17 protein-coding genes are annotated in these 18,889 nt (G+C 70.2%); 15 read left to right on the top strand and 2 right to left on the bottom strand.

Annotation, left to right across the window (positions count from 1 at the left end):
• Positions 1 to 5: 5 nt before the first annotated feature.
• The 13 genes from IE262_RS13430 (at position 6) to IE262_RS13370 (ending at position 13,965) form a co-directional block, all read left to right on the top strand.
• Positions 6 to 929 carry a formylglycine-generating enzyme family protein gene (locus IE262_RS13430; RefSeq protein WP_189873749.1) on the top strand — a complete coding sequence of 308 codons (924 nt, stop codon included), beginning with the start codon at positions 6 to 8 and terminating at the stop codon, positions 927 to 929.
• A 37-nt stretch (positions 930 to 966) separates the two neighbouring features.
• The gene (locus IE262_RS13425) at positions 967 to 1,512 is read left to right on the top strand and encodes a LemA family protein (protein WP_189873747.1); all 546 of its coding nucleotides are present in this window, start codon (positions 967 to 969) and stop codon (positions 1,510 to 1,512) included.
• 587 nt (positions 1,513 to 2,099) lie between these two features.
• The gene (gene pdxS, locus IE262_RS13420; RefSeq protein ID WP_134039091.1) at positions 2,100 to 3,023 is read left to right on the top strand and encodes a pyridoxal 5'-phosphate synthase lyase subunit PdxS; all 924 of its coding nucleotides are present in this window, start codon (positions 2,100 to 2,102) and stop codon (positions 3,021 to 3,023) included.
• Entirely contained in the window at positions 3,023 to 3,628 is a 606-nt protein-coding gene (gene pdxT / locus IE262_RS13415) for a pyridoxal 5'-phosphate synthase glutaminase subunit PdxT (protein WP_134039090.1), read from the top strand. The genes pdxS and pdxT overlap by 1 nt, the downstream gene beginning before the upstream one ends.
• A 75-nt stretch (positions 3,629 to 3,703) precedes the next feature.
• The gene (locus IE262_RS13410; protein ID WP_134039089.1) at positions 3,704 to 4,456 is read left to right on the top strand and encodes a YebC/PmpR family DNA-binding transcriptional regulator; all 753 of its coding nucleotides are present in this window, start codon (positions 3,704 to 3,706) and stop codon (positions 4,454 to 4,456) included.
• 216 nt (positions 4,457 to 4,672) lie between these two features.
• Positions 4,673 to 5,203, top strand: coding sequence for a crossover junction endodeoxyribonuclease RuvC (gene ruvC, locus IE262_RS13405; RefSeq protein ID WP_134039088.1), 531 nt, complete (start codon positions 4,673 to 4,675; stop codon positions 5,201 to 5,203).
• Positions 5,200 to 5,808, top strand: coding sequence for a Holliday junction branch migration protein RuvA (gene ruvA, locus IE262_RS13400; protein WP_189873745.1), 609 nt, complete (start codon positions 5,200 to 5,202; stop codon positions 5,806 to 5,808). The genes ruvC and ruvA overlap by 4 nt, the downstream gene beginning before the upstream one ends.
• 102 nt (positions 5,809 to 5,910) lie before the next feature.
• Positions 5,911 to 6,981 carry a Holliday junction branch migration DNA helicase RuvB gene (gene ruvB / locus IE262_RS13395; protein WP_134039086.1) on the top strand — a complete coding sequence of 357 codons (1,071 nt, stop codon included), beginning with the start codon at positions 5,911 to 5,913 and terminating at the stop codon, positions 6,979 to 6,981.
• 164 nt (positions 6,982 to 7,145) lie between these two features.
• Positions 7,146 to 7,664, top strand: coding sequence for a preprotein translocase subunit YajC (gene yajC / locus IE262_RS13390; RefSeq protein ID WP_134039085.1), 519 nt, complete (start codon positions 7,146 to 7,148; stop codon positions 7,662 to 7,664).
• A 142-nt stretch (positions 7,665 to 7,806) separates the two neighbouring features.
• Positions 7,807 to 9,567, top strand: coding sequence for a protein translocase subunit SecD (gene secD / locus IE262_RS13385; protein ID WP_189873744.1), 1,761 nt, complete (start codon positions 7,807 to 7,809; stop codon positions 9,565 to 9,567).
• Position 9,568: 1 nt separating this feature from the next.
• Positions 9,569 to 10,681 (top strand): protein translocase subunit SecF, encoded by a 1,113-nt coding sequence (secF, locus tag IE262_RS13380; RefSeq protein WP_134039083.1) that lies wholly within the window; start codon positions 9,569 to 9,571, stop codon positions 10,679 to 10,681.
• Positions 10,678 to 11,226, top strand: a complete 549-nt coding sequence (locus tag IE262_RS13375; protein ID WP_189873742.1) for an adenine phosphoribosyltransferase — start codon at positions 10,678 to 10,680, stop codon at positions 11,224 to 11,226. Before secF ends, IE262_RS13375 begins: the two co-directional genes overlap by 4 nt.
• 204 nt (positions 11,227 to 11,430) lie before the next feature.
• The gene (locus IE262_RS13370) at positions 11,431 to 13,965 is read left to right on the top strand and encodes a RelA/SpoT family protein (protein ID WP_189873740.1); all 2,535 of its coding nucleotides are present in this window, start codon (positions 11,431 to 11,433) and stop codon (positions 13,963 to 13,965) included.
• Positions 13,966 to 14,067: 102 nt separating this feature from the next.
• Here IE262_RS13370 and IE262_RS13365 read toward each other — a convergent pair whose 3' ends face one another.
• Together IE262_RS13365 and IE262_RS13360 are read right to left on the bottom strand one after the other, a co-directional pair.
• Positions 14,068 to 15,297, bottom strand: a complete 1,230-nt coding sequence (locus tag IE262_RS13365) for a DUF349 domain-containing protein (protein WP_134039080.1) — start codon at positions 15,295 to 15,297, stop codon at positions 14,068 to 14,070.
• A 135-nt stretch (positions 15,298 to 15,432) separates the two neighbouring features.
• The gene (locus IE262_RS13360) at positions 15,433 to 16,269 is read right to left on the bottom strand and encodes a peptidylprolyl isomerase (RefSeq protein WP_189873738.1); all 837 of its coding nucleotides are present in this window, start codon (positions 16,267 to 16,269) and stop codon (positions 15,433 to 15,435) included.
• Positions 16,270 to 16,438: 169 nt separating this feature from the next.
• Between IE262_RS13360 and IE262_RS13355 the strand changes: the two genes are divergently transcribed.
• Both IE262_RS13355 and hisS read left to right on the top strand, forming a co-directional pair.
• Positions 16,439 to 17,161: an MBL fold metallo-hydrolase gene (locus IE262_RS13355; RefSeq protein WP_189873736.1), complete on the top strand. Its 723-nt coding sequence runs from the start codon at positions 16,439 to 16,441 to the stop codon at positions 17,159 to 17,161.
• 11 nt (positions 17,162 to 17,172) lie between these two features.
• Positions 17,173 to 18,435, top strand: a complete 1,263-nt coding sequence (gene hisS / locus IE262_RS13350; RefSeq protein ID WP_189873734.1) for a histidine--tRNA ligase — start codon at positions 17,173 to 17,175, stop codon at positions 18,433 to 18,435.
• Positions 18,436 to 18,889: the final 454 nt, after the last annotated feature.

The following is an 18,889-nucleotide window of genomic DNA, read 5'->3' as shown; positions in this document are numbered from 1 at the left end:
AGGACATGGCCGGCACCGACGACCGCAAGGGCTCGTGCTGCGCCCCCACGCGCGGGGACGCGAGTCCGGTGTCCCAACTCACCGTTCCGGGGCCCCGGGCCGAGGCACGCACAGCACACGCTGCGACCGCCGTGTCCCTGCCCGGAGGCGAATTCCGCATGGGTGACGCCTTCGACGAGGGCTACCCCGAGGACGCCGAGCGCCCTGTCCGGACCGTGCGGGTGGCCCCCTTCCGGATCGACACGACGGCCGTCACCAACGCCCGGTTCGCCGACTTCGTCCGCGCCACCGGGTACCGCACCGAGGCGGAGCAGTACGGCAGTTCGTTCGTGTTCCACCTGACGCTGCACCCACGCGCGCGGGCCGCGGTCCTCGGCGCGGTCGCCGGCGCGCCGTGGTGGCTCGGTGTCGAAAGGGCCTACTGGGGGGCGCCCGAGGGACCCGGGTCGGACATCGCCGGCCGGGAGGACCACCCTGCCGTGCACATCTCGTACAACGACGCGCTGGCGTACTGCGCTTGGGCGGGAGCCCGGCTGCCCACCGAGGCGGAGTGGGAGTACGCGGCGCGCGGGGGACTGGAGGGGCGCCGCTACCCCTGGGGCGACGACTTCGCGCAGGACCGGCTGAACACCTGGCAGGGAGACTTCCCCCGGGTGAGTACGAGGCCGGACGGCGCGACCGGAACGGTCCCCGTGGACGCGTATGAGCCCAACGGCTTCGGTCTGTACAACACGTCGGGCAACGTGTGGGAGTGGTGTGCCGACCGCTTCGCGGCGACCGGCGAGGAACGGGTCATCCGCGGCGGCTCGTACCTGTGCCACGCCTCGTACTGCAACCGCTACCGGGTCGCGGCACGGTCGAAGAACACGCCTGACTCCTCGACGGGGCACGGGGGTTTCCGGTGCGCCTGGGACGTGAAAGAGGCGTGACCGGCGACGTGAACAGGGACGGGTAGCCTTGCCGCCCGTGATGGCAACCCTGATCTGGATCCTCGTCGGCCTGGTCGTGATCGGCCTCTATCTGAGCTGGACCGCCGGGCGCCTCGACCGGCTGCACGCGCGCATCGACGCCACCCGTGCCGCGCTGGACGCGCAGCTGTTGCGTCGCGCCTCGGTCGCCCAGGAACTGGCCACGTCCGGGGTCCTCGATCCGGCCGCCTCGATCGTGCTGTACGAGGCGGCGCATGCGGCGCGGCAGGCGGACGAGGAGCAGCGCGAGGTCGCCGAGAGCGAGTTGAGCCAGGCGTTGCGGGCCGTGTTCGCGGAGGCGCAGCAGGTGGAGGCGGTACGCGAGGCGCCGGGCGGGGAGGACGCGGCGAGGGAACTGGCCCAGGCGGTACGGCGCGTCCCCATGGCCCGCCGCTTCCACAACGACGCCGTTCGTGCCGCTCGCGCCCTGCGCCGTCACCGCAAGGTCCGCTGGTTTCGCCTGGCCGGCCACGCCCCGTTCCCGATGGCCTTCGAAATGGACGACGAGCCCCCCGCGGCACTGGCGGACCGCGCGGGCACCTGAGCCCAGGCCGGTAGGGGCTGCGCCCCCCAGACCTCCGCTGTCCGGCCTGAACGGCCTCGTCCTCGACCGCCGGACGGGCTTGAGGGGCACCTCACCTCGGGAAAACCCCAGCCCCGCCCCCGGCGGGGAGGCCCGGCCCCCCTGCCGCCGCTGCGCCGCCCACACATTCCAGCCCGTCCGGCGTTTGAGGAGCCGGGGCCCGGGGGTGGCCCCCGAAGTCCGGTCAGGGGCGAAGCCTTGCAGTGCGGTCAGGGGCGGAGCCTTGGAGCGCGGTAGGGGGCGGAGCCTTGGGGGAGGGGCTCGAAGCGCGGTCGGAGCCGGCCCCCGTAGTTCGGTCCGGGGCGGAGCCCCGAAGCCCCGAAGCCCCGAAGCCCCGAAGCCCCGGGGGCTGGGGGCTGGGGGTCCGGGGGGCGCAGCCCCCTCGGCCGGGGTCGAAGGGGCGGAGCCCCTGGGGATGGGACGGGTAGGGGCGGCGGGGGCGAAAACGATCCACCGCCTCCCCATTGGCCCTTGCAGTGGACTGCACCCCTCACGTTTCCTCGGTGCTGCAGAAACACCCCCCTCTTCTCCCGAGTGAGGTCGAACCCGTGTCCAGCACGCTCTCCAACTCCGCCCAGCCCGACGAGCACACCGCAACCGGCACCGCACGCGTGAAGCGCGGCATGGCCGAGCAGCTCAAGGGCGGCGTGATCATGGACGTCGTCACCCCGGAGCAGGCGAAGATCGCCGAGGACGCGGGCGCCGTCGCGGTCATGGCCCTGGAGCGGGTCCCCGCGGACATCCGCAAGGACGGCGGCGTGGCCCGCATGTCCGACCCGGACATGATCGAGGGCATCATCAACGCGGTCTCCATCCCCGTGATGGCCAAGTCGCGGATCGGCCACTTCGTCGAGGCGCAGGTGCTCCAGTCCCTCGGCGTCGACTACATCGACGAGTCCGAGGTCCTCACCCCGGCCGACGAGGTCAACCACTCGGACAAGTGGGCGTTCACGACCCCCTTCGTCTGCGGCGCCACCAACCTCGGCGAGGCCCTGCGCCGGATCGCCGAGGGCGCCGCCATGATCCGCTCCAAGGGCGAGGCCGGCACGGGCAACGTCGTCGAGGCCGTCCGCCACCTGCGCCAGATCAAGAACGAGATCGCCCGCCTCAGGGGCTTCGACAACCACGAGCTGTACGCCGCAGCCAAGGAGCTGCGCGCCCCGTACGAGCTGGTCAAGGAGGTCGCCGAGCTGGGCAAGCTGCCGGTTGTCCTCTTCTCCGCCGGCGGAGTCGCGACCCCCGCCGACGCCGCGCTCATGCGCCAGCTCGGAGCCGAGGGCGTCTTCGTCGGCTCCGGCATCTTCAAGTCCGGCGACCCGGCCAAGCGCGCCGCCGCCATCGTGAAGGCCACCACCTTCTACGACGACCCGAAGATCATCGCGGACGCCTCCCGCAACCTGGGCGAGGCCATGGTCGGCATCAACTGCGACACCCTCCCCGAGGCCGAGCGCTACGCGAACCGAGGCTGGTAATGACCACTCCCGTAGTCGGAGTGCTCGCACTCCAGGGCGACGTACGGGAGCATCTCATCGCCCTGGCCGCGGCCGACGCCGTGGCCAGGCCGGTACGGCGCCCCGAAGAGCTCGCCGAGGTGGACGGCCTCGTCATCCCCGGCGGAGAGTCCACCACGATCTCCAAGCTGGCCATCCTCTTCGGAGTGATGGAGCCCCTCCGCGCGCGCGTGCGCGACGGCATGCCCGTCTACGGCACCTGCGCCGGCATGATCATGCTCGCCGACAAGATCCTCGACCCGCGCTCGGGCCAGGAGACCATCGGCGGCATCGACATGATCGTGCGCCGCAACGCCTTCGGACGGCAGAACGAGTCCTTCGAAGCGGCGGTCGACGTACGGGGCGTCGAGGGCGATCCTGTAGAGGGCGTCTTCATCCGGGCCCCCTGGGTCGAGTCCGTCGGTGCCGAGACCGAGGTGCTCGCCGAGCACGACGGCCACATCGTCGCGGTACGCCAGGGCAACGCGCTCGCCACGTCGTTCCACCCGGAACTGACCGGCGACCACCGTTTGCACGCCCTGTTCGTCGAGATGGTGCGCGGGAACCGGACAGCGGACGCCTTGTAGGATCTCGAAGGGTCCCCCTGGGTCCTGAGGCTGGGGGCGTTCGTTCAGGATGGGTTACGCGAAGGAGACAGGCAGATGTCCGGCCACTCTAAATGGGCCACGACGAAGCACAAGAAGGCCGTGATCGACGCCAAGCGCGGCAAGCTCTTCGCGAAGCTGATCAAGAACATCGAGGTCGCGGCGCGTATGGGCGGCGTGGACCTGGACGGTAATCCGACGCTGTACGACGCCGTACAGAAGGCGAAGAAGCAGTCGGTTCCGAACAAGAACATCGACTCCGCGATCAAGCGCGGTGGCGGTCTTGAAGCCGGTGGCGCCGACTACGAAACCATCATGTACGAGGGCTACGGCCCGAACGGTGTCGCGGTGCTCATCGAATGCCTCACCGACAACCGCAACCGCGCCGCCTCCGACGTCCGCGTCGCCATGACCCGCAACGGCGGCTCGATGGCCGACCCGGGCTCCGTCTCGTACCTCTTCAACCGCAAGGGCGTCGTGATCGTCCCCAAGGGCGAACTGACCGAGGACGACGTCCTCGGTGCCGTCCTCGACGCGGGCGCCGAGGAGGTCAACGACCTCGGCGAGTCCTTCGAGGTGCTCAGCGAGGCCACCGACCTGGTCGCGGTCCGCACCGCCCTCCAGGAGGCCGGGATCGACTACGACTCGGCCGAGGCCAACTTCGTCCCGACCATGCAGGTCGAGCTGGACGAGGAGGGCGCCAAGAAGATCTTCAAGCTCATCGACGCCCTGGAGGACAGCGACGACGTGCAGAACGTCTTCGCCAACTTCGACGTGAGCGACGACGTCATGGCGAAGGTCGACGCATGACGACGCATAACGCTGCCGCGAGCTGAGCGGCGGTATCGGCGGGCCGGTGGGACACGTCCTACCGGCCCGCCGCCGTTGTCGGTGGCAGCGGATAGCCTGGCGTGAAGTCAAAGATCACCGTCCGCGGACCGCGACCGGCAGCTGAGGAACCCCGGCGGTGCTCGGCCAGGTTCCGCGAGAGCGGCGGCGGTCCAGCCGCGAGGAGGGGAGGGGCGGGTGCGCGTACTGGGGGTGGACCCAGGACTGACCCGATGCGGTGTCGGGGTCGTGGAGGGCGTCGCAGGGCGGCCGTTGACCATGCTCGGCGTCGGTGTCGTACGGACGCCCGCGGACGCCGAGTTGGGGCACCGTCTCGTCGCCATCGAGCAGGGCATCGAGCAGTGGCTGGACGACCACAAGCCCGAATTCGTCGCCGTGGAACGGGTGTTCAGCCAGCACAACGTACGGACGGTCATGGGCACCGCCCAGGCCAGCGCCATCGCCACGCTCTGCGCAGCCCGCCGTGGCATACCCGTCGCCCTGCACACCCCCAGCGAGGTCAAGGCTGCCGTCACCGGCAGCGGCCGCGCCGACAAGGCCCAGGTCGGCGCCATGGTCACCCGGCTGCTGCGGCTCGGCGCACCCCCGAAACCCGCCGACGCCGCCGACGCCCTCGCACTCGCCATCTGCCACATCTGGCGCGCCCCCGCCCAGAACCGGCTCCAGCAAGCCGTCGCCCTGCACGCATCGAAAGGCCGCACCTCATGATCGCCTTCGTCAGCGGCCCGGTCGCCGCTCTCGCTCCCGACTCCGCCGTGGTCGAGGTGGGCGGCATCGGCATCGCCGTCCAGTGCACACCGGGCACACTGTCCGGGCTGCGCATGGGCCGGCCGGCCAAGCTCGCCACCTCCCTCGTCGTACGGGAGGACTCGCTGACCCTGTACGGCTTCGCGGACGACGACGAGCGCCAGGTCTTCGAACTGCTGCAGACCGCGAGCGGTGTGGGCCCCCGTCTGGCCCAGGCGATGCTGGCGGTGCACGCCCCCGACGCGCTGCGCCGCGCGGTGTCGACCGGCGACGAGAAGGCGCTCACCGCCGTCCCCGGGATCGGCAAGAAGGGCGCCCAGAAACTCCTTCTGGAGCTCAAGGACCGCCTGGGCGAGCCGACCGGCACCGGCACGGGCGTGGGCGCCCCGGTGAGCGTCGGCTGGCGCGACCAACTGCACGCGGCCCTGATCGGCCTCGGGTACGCGACCCGCGACGCCGACGAGGCCGTGGCGGCCGTCACCCCCCAGGCCGAGGCCACCGAGGGCACACCCCAGGTGGGTCACCTGCTGAAGGCCGCCCTGCAGACCCTCAACAGAGCCCGCTGACCGGCTCGCAGGCCACGCAAGCCCGCCCCCTGACGAAGCGCCCGTACGGCGACCAGGCACCGCACGACCCATCCGACCGCGACCGACCCGCGAGGCACAGCAATGAACTGGGACGACACGACCGACGCCACCGCCCCCGAGCGGCTGGTGGGCTCTGTCGCCGACCGTGAGGACCAGGCCGTCGAAGCCGCCCTGCGCCCCAAGGACCTGGACGAGTTCATCGGCCAGGAGAAGGTCCGCGAGCAGCTCGACCTCGTGCTGCGGGCGGCACGCGCGCGTGGGGCGACCGCCGACCACGTCCTCCTCTCCGGTGCACCGGGCCTCGGCAAGACCACCCTGTCGATGATCATCGCGGCCGAGATGGGCGCCCCCATCCGCATCACCAGCGGCCCCGCCATCCAGCACGCGGGCGACCTGGCCGCGATCCTGTCCTCGCTCCAGGAGGGCGAGGTCCTGTTCCTCGACGAGATCCACCGCATGTCCCGTCCCGCCGAGGAGATGCTCTACATGGCGATGGAGGACTTCCGCGTCGACGTCATCGTCGGCAAGGGCCCGGGCGCCACCGCCATCCCTCTCGAACTGCCACCGTTCACCCTGGTCGGCGCCACCACGCGCGCGGGCCTGCTCCCGCCCCCACTGCGCGACCGCTTCGGCTTCACCGCGCACATGGAGTTCTACGAGCCCGCCGAACTGGAGCGCGTCATCCACCGCTCCGCACACCTGCTGGACGTCGGGATCGAGGCCGAGGGCGCCGCCGAGATCGCGGGCCGCTCCCGGGGCACGCCCCGTATCGCCAACCGCCTGCTGCGCCGGGTGCGGGACTACGCGCAGGTCAAGGCCGACGGAGTCATCACCAGAGACATCGCCGGGGCCGCCCTCGCCGTCTACGAGGTCGACGCCCGCGGACTCGACCGCCTCGACCGCGCCGTGCTGGAGGCCCTGCTGAAGCTGTTCGGCGGCGGCCCCGTCGGCCTGTCCACGCTCGCCGTCGCGGTGGGGGAGGAGCGCGAGACGGTCGAGGAGGTCGCCGAGCCCTTCCTCGTCCGCGAGGGACTGCTCGCCCGCACCCCGCGCGGCCGGGTCGCGACCCCCGCGGCATGGGCCCACCTCGGCCTCACCCCGCCCCGCGCGACCACCGGGGGAAACGGACAACAAGACTTGTTCGGGGCGTGACGGCGCGGGCATTGGCCGGGTCAGGAACCCCGGTGCGATGCTGGGCGTTGTTCCTTGCGCGCGGACTCCCTTAGACTCCGCCGATGCCGCCTTCGTCGGCGGCACCCATACCCCCAACCATCAGGCCGCTCACCAATGCGGTCGTGTGAAGGAAGTTCCCACCCGTGAGTCTCGTGACCCTCCTCCCGTTCATCGTGCTCATCGGGGCCATGTTCCTGATGACCCGGTCGGCCAAGAAGAAGCAGCAGCAGGCCGTCGACATGCGGAACCAAATGCAGCCCGGCAGTGGCGTCCGCACCATCGGGGGCATGTACGCGACGGTGAAGGAGGTCAACGACGACACGGTCCTCCTCGACGCCGGACCGGGCGTGGAACTGCTCTTCGCGAAGAACGCGATCGGCGCCGTCCTCTCCGACGACGAGTACAACCGCATCGTCCACGGCATCGAGCACGACCTGAAGTCCGACATCGTGCCGGACGACGCCTCCTCTCTCACCGAGACCGACGAGCCCGCCGCCGACGCTTCCGTCGCCTCCGACGACAAGCCCATCGACCTTGGTAAGAAGGACGCGGACGACGACGCGGCCGACAAGCCCGCCGAGGCGAAGGCCGACGACACGGAGCCGAAGAAGGCCGAGGACGCGGAGCCGAAGAAGACCGACGGCGAGTCCGACGCGAAGTAGTCACGTTCCCGGGGGCGCGGCGCGACCAGCTCGTGCCGCGCCACCCCCCCGGTCGTGCCGTCCCGCACGGATCCGAGACCATGTCATGGCCGCCCGCCCGCTCGACCGGCGCTGAGGCGGCCCGAGAGGGAGTTACGAGAAGGTGGCAGCACCGAAGAAGGGCCGGAGCGCGAGCGCCCAGAGCAAACCAGGCCGCGCACTCGTCCTCATCCTGATCGCCATCGTGGCGCTCACCGGGGGAATGTTCCTCTCCGGACACACCACTCCGCGTCTCGGCATCGACCTCGCCGGGGGCACCAGCATCACGCTGACGGCGGTCAATGAGCCGGGTCAGCCCAATGCGATCAACAAGACGAACATGGACACCGCGGTCTCCATCATGGAGCGCCGTGTCAATGGTCTGGGTGTCTCCGAGGCTGAGGTACAGACACAGGGCCGGGAAAACATCATCGTCAACATCCCCAAGGGCACGAACTCCCAGCAGGCCCGGGAACAGGTCGGCACCACCGCCAAGCTCTACTTCCGCCCGGTCCTGACCACGGAGGTGTCCGGCACCGGCGCGACCCCCAGCCCGAGCGCCAGCCCCAGCGGCTCCCCGAGCGCGTCGCCCTCCGACAAGGCCAGCGACAAGGAGAAGGCGACCTCGTCCTCCTCCGCCACACCGTCCTCCTCCGCCACCTCGCAGGGCCGCGCGGTCACCGACGCGCTGAAGGCCGACCCCACGCCGAGCGGCTCGGCCTCCACGAGCGCCGGCGCCTCCCCGTCCGGGAGCCCCGGCGGGGCCGACGACGCGACGGCCAAGCTCCAGGCCGAGTACGCCGCGCTCGACTGCACCAAGCCGGCACAGCGCGCCAAGGCCGGTGACGGAGCCAAGCCCAGCGACACCATCCTCGCCTGCGGCCAGAACTCCCAGAAGCAGTGGCAGAAGTACATCCTCGGCCCTGCTGGGGTCGACGGCACGGACGTCGAAAAGGCTCAGGCGGTCTTCGACACCCAGAGTGCCGCGGGCTGGAAAGTCACCATGAAGTTCACGTCCGGCGGTGCCAAGAAGTTCGCCGACATCACCGGCCAGCTCGCCAAGAACCAGTCCCCGCAGAACCAGTTCGCGATCGTCCTCGACGGCGACGTCGTCTCCGACCCGTACGTCAACCAGTCGATCACCGGTGGCAACGCCGAGATCTCCGGCAGCTTCACCCAGGAGGAGGCCCAGGGCCTCGCGAACATGCTGTCGTACGGCGCGCTCCCGCTCACCTTCAAGGAAGCGAGCGTCACGACCGTCACCGCCGCGCTCGGTGGCGAGCAGCTGCACGCCGGTCTGATCGCCGGCGCCATCGGCCTCGGGCTGGTCGTGCTGTACCTGGTCGTCTACTACCGCGGTCTGTCGCTCATCGCCATCGCCTCGCTGCTGATCTCCGCGGCCCTGACCTACGTGATCATGTCTCTGCTGGGCCCGACCATCGGCTTCGCGCTGAACCTGCCGGCGGTCTGCGGTGCCATCGTCGCGATCGGCATCACAGCGGACTCGTTCATCGTGTACTTCGAACGCGTCCGCGACGAGATCCGCGAGGGCCGCTCGCTCCGCCCCGCCGTCGAGCGGGCCTGGCCGCGAGCGCGGCGCACCATCCTGGTCTCCGACTTCGTGTCGTTCCTCGCCGCCGCGGTGCTGTTCGTCGTCACCGTCGGCAAGGTCCAGGGCTTCGCGTTCACGCTCGGTCTGACCACCCTGCTCGACGTGGTCGTGGTGTTCCTCTTCACCAAGCCGCTGCTGACGCTCCTCGCCCGCAGGAAGTTCTTCGCGAACGGCCACAGCTGGTCCGGCCTCGACCCGAAGCGACTGGGTGCCCAGCCACCGCTGCGCCGCACCCGCCGTCCCGCCGTCCCCGTCGACCCGAAGGAGGCCTGAGATGTCGAAACTCGGCAACCTCGGCGCCCGACTCCACCGCGGCGAGGTCGGCTACGACTTCGTCGGCAACCGCAAGCTCTGGTACGGCATCTCCATCCTGATCACCATCACGGCCATCCTCGGCCTGACGGTGCGCGGCCTGAACATGGGCATCGAGTTCCAGGGCGGCGCCGTCTTCACCACCCCGAAGACCAGCGTCTCGGTCGCCCAGACCCAGACATACGCCGAAGAGGCGGCCGGGCACGACGCGATCGTGCAGGAGCTCGGCACGGGCGGTATGCGCATCCAGATCTCCGGCGTCGACACCGGCAAGTCCGACGCGGTCAAGGAACAGCTGGCCAAGGACCTGAAGGTCGACTCGGAGAAGATCAACGCCGACCTGGTCGGCCCCAGCTGGGGTGACCAGATCGCCAACAAGGCCTGGCAGGGCCTCGCGATCTTCATGGTCCTCGTGGTGATCTACCTGGCGATCGCGTTCGAGTGGCGCATGGCCATCGCCGCGTTCGTCGCCCTGATCCACGACATCACGATCACGGTCGGCATCTACGCCCTCGTCGGCTTCGAGGTCACGCCGGGCACGGTGATCGGTCTGCTGACGATCCTCGGCTACTCGCTCTACGACACGGTCGTCGTCTTCGACAGCCTCAAGGAGCAGACGAAGGACATCACCAAGCAGACCCGCTGGACCTACGGCGAGGTCGCCAACCGCTCGATCAACAGCACCCTGGTGCGTTCGATCAACACCACGGTGGTCGCGCTGCTGCCAGTGGCGGGCCTGTTGTTCATCGGCGGCGGTGTCCTCGGCGCGGGCATGCTCAACGACATCTCGCTCTCGCTGTTCGTCGGCTTGGCCGCCGGTGCGTACTCCTCGATCTTCATCGCCACCCCGCTCGTCGCCGACCTCAAGGAGCGCGAGCCGCAGATGAAGGCCCTGAAGAAGCGCGTCCTGGCCAAGCGCGCCCAGGCCGCCCAGGGCGAGCCCGCTCAGGAGCAGGGCGACGACGAGGAGTACGGCGACGAGCCGGAGGACGCGGCCCCCGCGGTCGTCGGCCCGCGCCACCAGCCCGCGTCCCGCAACCGGGGTCGTGGCCGACCCTCGGGGAAGCGCCGATGACCGAGCTCTCCGAGATCACGACGCTGCTGCTCAGCCGCATCCGCGACATCCCCGACCACCCCGAGCCGGGCGTGATGTTCAAGGACATCACCCCGCTGCTGGCCGACCCGGTGGCGTTCACCGCCCTCACCGACGCGCTCGCGGAACTCGTCGTCCGCCACGGCGCCACGAAGATCGTCGGCCTGGAGGCCCGCGGCTTCATCCTCGGCGCACCCGTAGCGGTGCGCTCGGGAGTCGGCTTCGTCCCCGTACGCAAGGCGGGCAAGCTCCCCGGAGCGACCCTCGGCCAGGCCTACGACCTGGAGTACGGCTCCGCGGAGATCGAGGTGCACGCCGAGGACCTGTCGCGGCACGACCGCGTCATGGTGATCGACGACGTCCTCGCCACCGGCGGCACCGCCGAGGCCTCCGTCCAGCTGATACGCCGGGCGGGAGCCGAGATCGCGGGGGTCTCCGTACTGATGGAGCTCGGCTTCCTGGGTGGCCGCGCCCGCCTGGAGCCGGCCCTGGGAGGCGCCCCACTGGAGGCGCTGCTCCAGGTCTGAGCACCGCCACGACAGGCGGACGAAAGCCCTGCGCCATCCGTACGACACCGACGAGGCGGGCACCGGAGGAATCCGGCGCCCGCCTCGTGCGTTGCTCGGGTAGCGGCCCGTCTCACCGGCCGAAGGCGAGCGGGGAGCCGAGGATCGCTACCATGGGGTCTCCGGAGCCTGCCGGGGGACCCGGATCGCGCACGAGGAGTCCTCTTGCCAGACGAGGCCCAGCCACTGACCGCCGCCAAGCCCGAGTCCGCCTCGGGAGCCGCGGCCAAGCCCGCGCCGAGCGCGAAGAACGCCCCGCAGGGCCCGGTCGAGCGCGCCCAGCCCGCGCCCGTCGACAAGAGCGCCGAGCAGCCGCGCCCCAAGCCCTCACCTTCCGGACGCCCGGCGTCCACACCGGCACGCCCGGCCGCAGGCCAGCCCGCGCGCTCCGGCTCCTCCAACCGCGTACGCGCCCGCCTGGCCCGTCTCGGTGTGCAGCGGTCCAACCCGTACAACCCGGTGCTGGAGCCGCTGCTGCGGATAGTGCGCAGCAACGACCCGAAGATCGAGACGTCGACGCTCCGCCAGATCGAGCGGGCCTACCAGGTCGCCGAGCGCTGGCACCGTGGCCAGAAGCGCAAGAGCGGCGACCCGTACATCACCCACCCCCTCGCGGTGACCACGATCCTCGCCGAGCTCGGCATGGACCCGGCCACCCTCATGGCCGGCCTCCTGCACGACACGGTCGAGGACACCGAGTACGGCCTGGACCAGCTCCGCCGCGACTTCGGCGACCAGGTGGCGCTGCTCGTCGACGGCGTCACCAAGCTGGACAAGGTCAAGTTCGGCGAGGCCGCCCAGGCCGAGACCGTGCGCAAGATGGTCGTCGCCATGGCCAAGGACCCGCGCGTCCTGGTCATCAAGCTCGCCGACCGCCTGCACAACATGCGCACCATGCGCTACCTCAAGCGCGAGAAGCAGGAGAAGAAGGCGCGCGAGACCCTGGAGATCTACGCGCCGCTCGCCCACCGCCTGGGCATGAACACCATCAAGTGGGAGCTGGAGGACCTCGCGTTCGCGATCCTCTATCCCAAGATGTACGACGAGATCGTCCGCCTCGTCGCCGAGCGCGCCCCCAAACGCGACGAGTACCTCGCGATAGTGACCGACGAGGTGCAGTCCGATCTGCGCGCGGCCCGCATCAAGGCGACCGTCACCGGCCGCCCGAAGCATTACTACAGCGTCTACCAGAAGATGATCGTCCGCGGCCGGGACTTCGCGGAGATCTACGACCTGGTGGGCATCCGCGTCCTCGTCGACACGGTCAGGGACTGCTACGCCGCTCTCGGCACCGTGCACGCGCGATGGAACCCGGTCCCCGGCCGGTTCAAGGACTACATCGCGATGCCCAAGTTCAACATGTACCAGTCGCTCCACACGACGGTCATCGGCCCCAACGGCAAACCGGTCGAACTCCAGATCCGTACCTTCGACATGCACCGCCGCGCCGAGTACGGCATCGCCGCGCACTGGAAGTACAAGCAGGAGGCCGTCGCGGGCGCCTCCAAGGTCCGTACGGACGTCCCGAAGACACCGTCCGGCAAAGCCGGCAAGGACGCGGCCGCCATCAACGACATGGCGTGGCTGCGGCAGCTCCTCGACTGGCAGAAGGAGACCGAGGACCCCAGCGAGTTCCTGGAGTCGCTGCGCTTCGACCTGTCCCGCAACGAGGTCTTCGTCTTCACGCCGAAGGGCGACGTGATAGCGCTGCCGGCCGGCGCGACGCCCGTCGACTTCGCCTACGCGGTCCACACCGAGGTCGGCCACCGCACGATAGGTGCCAGGGTCAACGGACGCCTGGTCCCGCTCGAATCCACCCTGGACAACGGCGACCTGGTGGAGGTCTTCACCTCCAAGGCGACCGGAGCGGGCCCGTCCCGCGACTGGCTCGGCTTCGTGAAGTCGCCGCGCGCCCGCAACAAGATCCGCGCCTGGTTCTCCAAGGAGCGCCGCGACGAGGCCATCGAGCAGGGCAAGGACGCCATCGCCCGCGCGATGCGCAAGCAGAACCTGCCGATCCAGCGCATCCTGACCGGCGACTCCCTGGTGACCCTCGCCCACGAGATGCGCTACCCGGACATCTCGTCCCTGTACGCGGCGATCGGCGAGGGCCATGTGGCGGCGCAGAACGTCGTACAGAAGCTGGTGCAGGCCCTCGGCGGCGAGGAGGCGGCCTCCGAGGAGATCGACGAGGCGGTACCACCGGCGCGCGGCCGTGGACGCAAGCGCCGCAGCACCAACGACCCGGGTGTCGTGGTCAAGGGCGTCGAGGACGTCTGGGTGAAGCTGGCCCGCTGCTGTACGCCCGTCCCCGGCGACCCGATCATCGGCTTCGTGACGCGCGGCAGCGGTGTGTCGGTCCACCGCAGCGACTGCGTCAACGTCGAGTCGCTGTCCCGCGAGCCCGAGCGCATCCTCGACGTCGAGTGGGCGCCCACCCAGTCCTCGGTCTTCCTGGTCGCCATCCAGGTCGAGGCGCTGGACCGCTCCCGGCTGCTCTCCGACGTCACGCGCGTGCTCTCCGACCAGCACGTCAACATCCTCTCGGCCGCGGTCCAGACGTCCCGTGACCGCGTGGCCACGTCCCGATTCACCTTCGAGATGGGCGACCCGAAGCACCTGGGCCACGTCCTGAAGGCCGTACGGGGCGTCGAGGGCGTGTACGACGTGTACCGGGTGACGTCGGCGCGCAGGCCGTAACCTGCGCCGCGCAGGGGCGCATACGAAGGGGCTCCCGTACGTGTGTGTACGGGAGCCCCTTCGTATGCGCGGCGAGAGCTCTGTCAGCCCTGTCAGCCTTGTTCAGCCGCCGAACTCCTGCAGGCCCTTCAGCGCCTGGTCCAGCAGTGCCTGGCGGCCCTCCAGCTCCCTTTCGAGCTTGTCGGCCCTGGCGTTGTTGCCCTGGGCCCGCGCCTGCTCGATCTGGCCCTTCAGCTTGTCCACGGCCGCCTGGAGCTGGCCCGTGAGCCCCTCGGCCCGGGCGCGGGCCTCCGGGTTCGTACGGCGCCACTCCGCTTCCTCGGACTCCTGGAGGGCCCGCTCCACAGCGTGCATCCGGCCCTCCACCTTGGGACGGGCGTCCCGCGGGACGTGGCCGATGGCCTCCCAGCGCTCGTTGATGGAGCGGAACGCCGCACGGGCCGCCTTCAGGTCCGTGATCGGCAGCAGCTTCTCCGCCTCCCCGGCCAGTTCCTCCTTGAGCTTGAGGTTCTCCGCCTGCTCGGCGTCACGCTCCGCGAACACCGAGCTGCGCGCCGCGAAGAAGATGTCCTGGGCACCGCGGAAACGGTTCCACAGGTCGTCCTCGTGCTCGCGCTGGGCGCGGCCCGCGGCCTTCCACTCGGACATCAGCTCGCGGTAGCGGGCCGCCGTCGGCCCCCAGTCGGTCGAGCCCGACAGGGACTCGGCCTCGGCGACCAGCCGCTCCTTCGTCCTGCGGGCGTCCTCGCGCTGCGCGTCCAGCTGCGCGAAGTGCGCCTTGCGCCGCTTGGAGAACGCCGACCGCGCGTGCGAGAAGCGGTGCCACAGTTCGTCGTCCGACTTGCGGTCGAGCCTCGGCAGTCCCTTCCAGGTGTCCACCAGCGCGCGCAGCCGCTCTCCGGCCGCCCGCCACTGGTCGGACTGGGCCAGCTCCTCCGCCTCGGTGACCAGGGCCTCCTTGGCGTGCCGTGCCTCGTCGGACTGCTTCGCCCGCTGCGCCTTGCGCTCCTCACGGCGCGCCTCGACGGCCTCGACCAGCTTGTCCAACCGCGTCCGCAGGGCATCCAGGTCGCCGACCGCGTGATGCGCGTCGACCTGCTCCCGCAGATGGTCGATCGCGGCCTGGGCGTCCTTCGCCGACAGGTCGGTGGTCTTCACTCGCTTTTCGAGGAGGCCGATCTCGACAACCAGTCCCTCGTACTTGCGTTCGAAGTAGGCCAGCGCCTCCTCGGGAGAGCCGGCCTGCCAGGAACCGACGACCTGCTCGCCGTCGGCCGTACGCACGTACACGGTCCCCGTCTCGTCGACGCGGCCCCACGGGTCGCTGCTCACAGCGCCTCCTCCACATGATGCCTGCGAAGGGCTGAAGCACCCCCGGGCATCGTCCACAGTTTCGTCACGGCCAACATAGGCGACCGGCAGGGCGGCTGTCCGCATCCCGCGCGACCGAAATTGCGCAGTTGGCGGTCAGCTTTCCTTGACAGTCGCCTTGTTGATCACGACCGTCGCGTTCGGCGTGCCGTCGCCCTGCCCCGTGCTCTCGCCCGCCTTGGCGATCTTCTCCAGGACCTTCATCCCCGATGCCGAGATCGTGCCGAACGGTGTGTAGTCCGGCGGGAGCTGACTGTCCTGGTAGACGAGGAAGAACTGGCTGCCGCCGCTGTTACGGCCCTCCTTCGTCTGGGCGTTGTACTGGTTCGCCATGGCCACGGTGCCCGCCGGGTACACCCCGCCCTTCAGGCTCTTGTCCTTCAGGTTCTCGTCCGGGATCGTGTAGCCCGGCCCGCCCATGCCGGTGCCCTGGGGGTCCCCGCACTGGAGCACATAGATGCCCGCGGTGGTGAGCCGATGGCACTTCGTGTGGTCCAGGTACCCCTTGTTGACCAGGAAGTCGAACGAGTTCACCGTGCGCGGGGTCTTCGCCGCGTCCATGGCGATGGAGATGTCACCGCAGGTGGTCTGCAGGTCCATCGTGTACTTCGCGCTCTTGTCGACGGTGACGTCGGGCTCCTTCTTGAACGTGAGCTCCTTCACCTTGCCCTCGGCGGGCTTCTCGCACGGGTCCGGGGCCTTGCTCGGTGAGGCGCTCGGCGTCACCTCCGCGCTCGCGTTCTCCTTCTTGCCGTCGTCCTTGAGTACCCCGGTCGTATACAGCGCCACACTGCCTATCAGGATGACGCCGAGCACCGACGCGATCACGGCATTGCGGGCACGTGCCTTGCGTCGCGCGGCCGTGCGCCGCTGCTGCTGCCGCAAGAACTTCTCCCGGGCGAGCTGACGCCGCCGCTGTTCCTGGCTGACCACCGGGTTCTCTCCTCATGCGTCTTCGTACGTCGACCGGTACGCGTGCGACTGGTGAGCCGACCGCTTGTGTGTGCCCCGTACCGTATATGGGTTCGCTGAGGAAACGGCAGCGCCGGTAGGCTCTGATGCGCAGCAATCCAGCCCGTACTCCACAATCCGAAGGACGATCGTGCTCATTGCCGGGTTCCCCGCCGGGGCCTGGGGGACCAACTGTTACCTGGTCGCCCCGGCCGCCGGAGAGGAGTGCGTGATCATCGACCCGGGCCACCGGGCCGCCGAGGGAGTCGAGGAGGCGCTGAAGAAGCACCGGCTCAAGCCCGTCGCCGTCGTGCTCACCCACGGCCACCTCGACCACGTGGCCTCGGTCGTCCCGGTGTGCGGCGCGCACGGCGTACCGGCGTGGATCCACCCCGCCGACCGCTACATGATGAGCGACCCGGAGAAGGGACTCGGCCGCTCCATCGGGATGCCGCTGATGGGCGAGCTGACGGTGGGGGAGCCCGACGACGTCAAGGAGCTGACGGACGGTTCGGCGCTGCAACTGGCCGGTCTGGAGCTGTCCGTCGCGCACGCGCCCGGCCATACGAAGGGGTCGGTGACCTTCCAGATGCCGGAGACGGCGGACATCCCGTCGGTGTTCTTCTCGGGCGATCTGCTCTTCGCCGGCTCCATCGGACGCACCGACCTGCCCGGCGGTGACATGGCCGAGATGCTCGACTCGCTGGCCCGCGTGTGCCTGCCGCTCGACGACTCGACCGTGGTGCTGTCGGGCCACGGCCCCCAGACGACCATCGGCCAGGAGCGCGCCACCAACCCGTACCTGCGGCAGGTGGCCGCCGGCCGCCAGGAACCCAGTGCGGGTGGGAGCACCCCTCCCCGACGAGGAATGTGACGAGACCTTCCGTGAGCACCTTCAAGGCCCCCAAGGGCACGTACGACCTGATCCCGCCGGACAGCGCCACGTACCTGGCCGTCCGTGAGGCGATCGCCGCGCCGCTGCGCAACTCCGGCTACGGCTACATCGAGACCCCGGGCTTCGAGAACGTGGAACTCTTCGCGCGTGGCGTCGGCGAGTCGACGGACATCGTGACGAAGGAGATGTACGCCTTCGAGACGAAGGGCGGCGACAGGCTGGCCCTGCGCCCCGAGGGCACGGCCTCGGTCCTGAGGGCCGCGCTGGAGGCCAACCTGCACAAGGCGGGCAACCTTCCGGTCAAGCTCTGGTACTCCGGCTCGTACTACCGCTACGAGCGCCCGCAGAAGGGCCGCTACCGCCACTTCTCGCAGGTCGGTGCCGAGGCGATCGGGGCCGAGGACCCGGCGCTGGACGCCGAGTTGATCATCCTGGCGGACCAGGCGTACCGCTCGCTGGGCCTCAGGAACTTCCGTATCCTCCTCAACTCCCTGGGGGACAAGGAGTGCCGCCCGGTGTACCGGGCGGCACTCCAGGACTTCCTGCGCGGCCTCGACCTCGACGAGGACACCTTGCGCCGCTCCGAGATCAACCCTCTCCGGGTGCTCGACGACAAGCGGGACGCGGTCCAGAAGCAGCTCGTGGGTGCTCCGCTGCTGCGTGACTACCTGTGCGACGGGTGCAAGACGTACCACGAGGAGGTCCGCGAGCTGATCACGGCGGCGGGAGTGTCCTTCGAGGACGACCCCAAGCTGGTCCGCGGCCTCGACTACTACACCCGTACGACCTTCGAGTTCGTCCACGACGGCCTCGGCTCCCAGTCCGCGGTGGGCGGCGGGGGCCGCTACGACGGTCTGTCGGAGATGATCGGCGGCCCGGCGCTCCCGTCGGTCGGCTGGGCGCTGGGGGTCGACCGCACGGTCCTTGCCCTGGAGGCGGAGGGTGTGGAGCTCGCGCTCCCCGCGTCCACGAGCGTGTTCGCCGTCCCGCTGGGCGAGGAGGCCCGCCGGGTCCTCTTCGCGAAGGTCACCGAACTGCGCAAGGTGGGCATCGCGGCCGACTTCTCCTTCGGTGGGAAGGGGTTGAAGGGCGCGATGAAGAACGCGAACCGCAGCGGTGCGCGGTACACGCTCGTCGCGGGTGAGCGTGATCTCGCCGAGGGTGTGGTGCAGCTCAAGGACATGGAGTCCGGCGAGCAGGTGGCCATCGGGGTGAACGAGGTCGTGGCGGAACTGGAGTCCCGGCTGGGCTGAGGGCGGACCGGGTCACGGCCGGCTCTACTTCGCCCCCGCCGCCCCTACCCATCCCCGTCCCCTGGGGGCTCCGCCCCCAGCCCCCCCCACGCTGTCGGCCTGACGGCCATCTTGTCCTTACACACCGGACAGGCTCGGCGGCCCCTGACCTCGACACAGCTCCCGGCCCAGCCCGCGAGCCCACACCATCCAGCCCCTCCGGCGTTTTGAGGAGCGGGGGCCCGGGGGCTGGCCCCCCGGCAAGGGGGCCGGGGGCGGAGCCCCGGAGGGTGGGGTCGGGGCCGCAGCCCCCCCAGAAGGTGGGGTGCGGGGCGGAGCCCGGCTGGTGGGGCCGCAGCCCCAGAGGGTGATGGTGCGGGGCGGTGTCCTGGAGGGGGCCGGGGGTGGTGCCCCGGAGTGTGGGGCTGGGGGTGTAGCCCGGTGGGTGGGGCCCGCAGCCCCAGAGGGTGGTGGT

The organism is Streptomyces bluensis (assembly GCF_014650715.1).
GTDB classification, from domain to species: domain Bacteria; phylum Actinomycetota; class Actinomycetes; order Streptomycetales; family Streptomycetaceae; genus Streptomyces; species Streptomyces bluensis.
This window is presented reverse-complemented; position numbering and strand designations above follow the sequence as displayed.

Bases quoted from the DNA above. Each gene is read 5' to 3' on its own strand.
- IE262_RS13430 (WP_189873749.1), top strand. From the start codon at position 6: ATGGCCGGCACCGACGACCGCAAGGGCTCGTGCTGCGCCCCCACGCGC.
- pdxT (WP_134039090.1), top strand. From the start codon at position 3,023: ATGACCACTCCCGTAGTCGGAGTGCTCGCACTCCAGGGCGACGTACGG.
- IE262_RS13410 (WP_134039089.1), top strand. From the start codon at position 3,704: ATGTCCGGCCACTCTAAATGGGCCACGACGAAGCACAAGAAGGCCGTG.
- ruvA (WP_189873745.1), top strand. From the start codon at position 5,200: ATGATCGCCTTCGTCAGCGGCCCGGTCGCCGCTCTCGCTCCCGACTCC.
- ruvB (WP_134039086.1), top strand. From the start codon at position 5,911: ATGAACTGGGACGACACGACCGACGCCACCGCCCCCGAGCGGCTGGTG.
- secF (WP_134039083.1), top strand. From the start codon at position 9,569: ATGTCGAAACTCGGCAACCTCGGCGCCCGACTCCACCGCGGCGAGGTC.
- IE262_RS13375 (WP_189873742.1), top strand. From the start codon at position 10,678: ATGACCGAGCTCTCCGAGATCACGACGCTGCTGCTCAGCCGCATCCGC.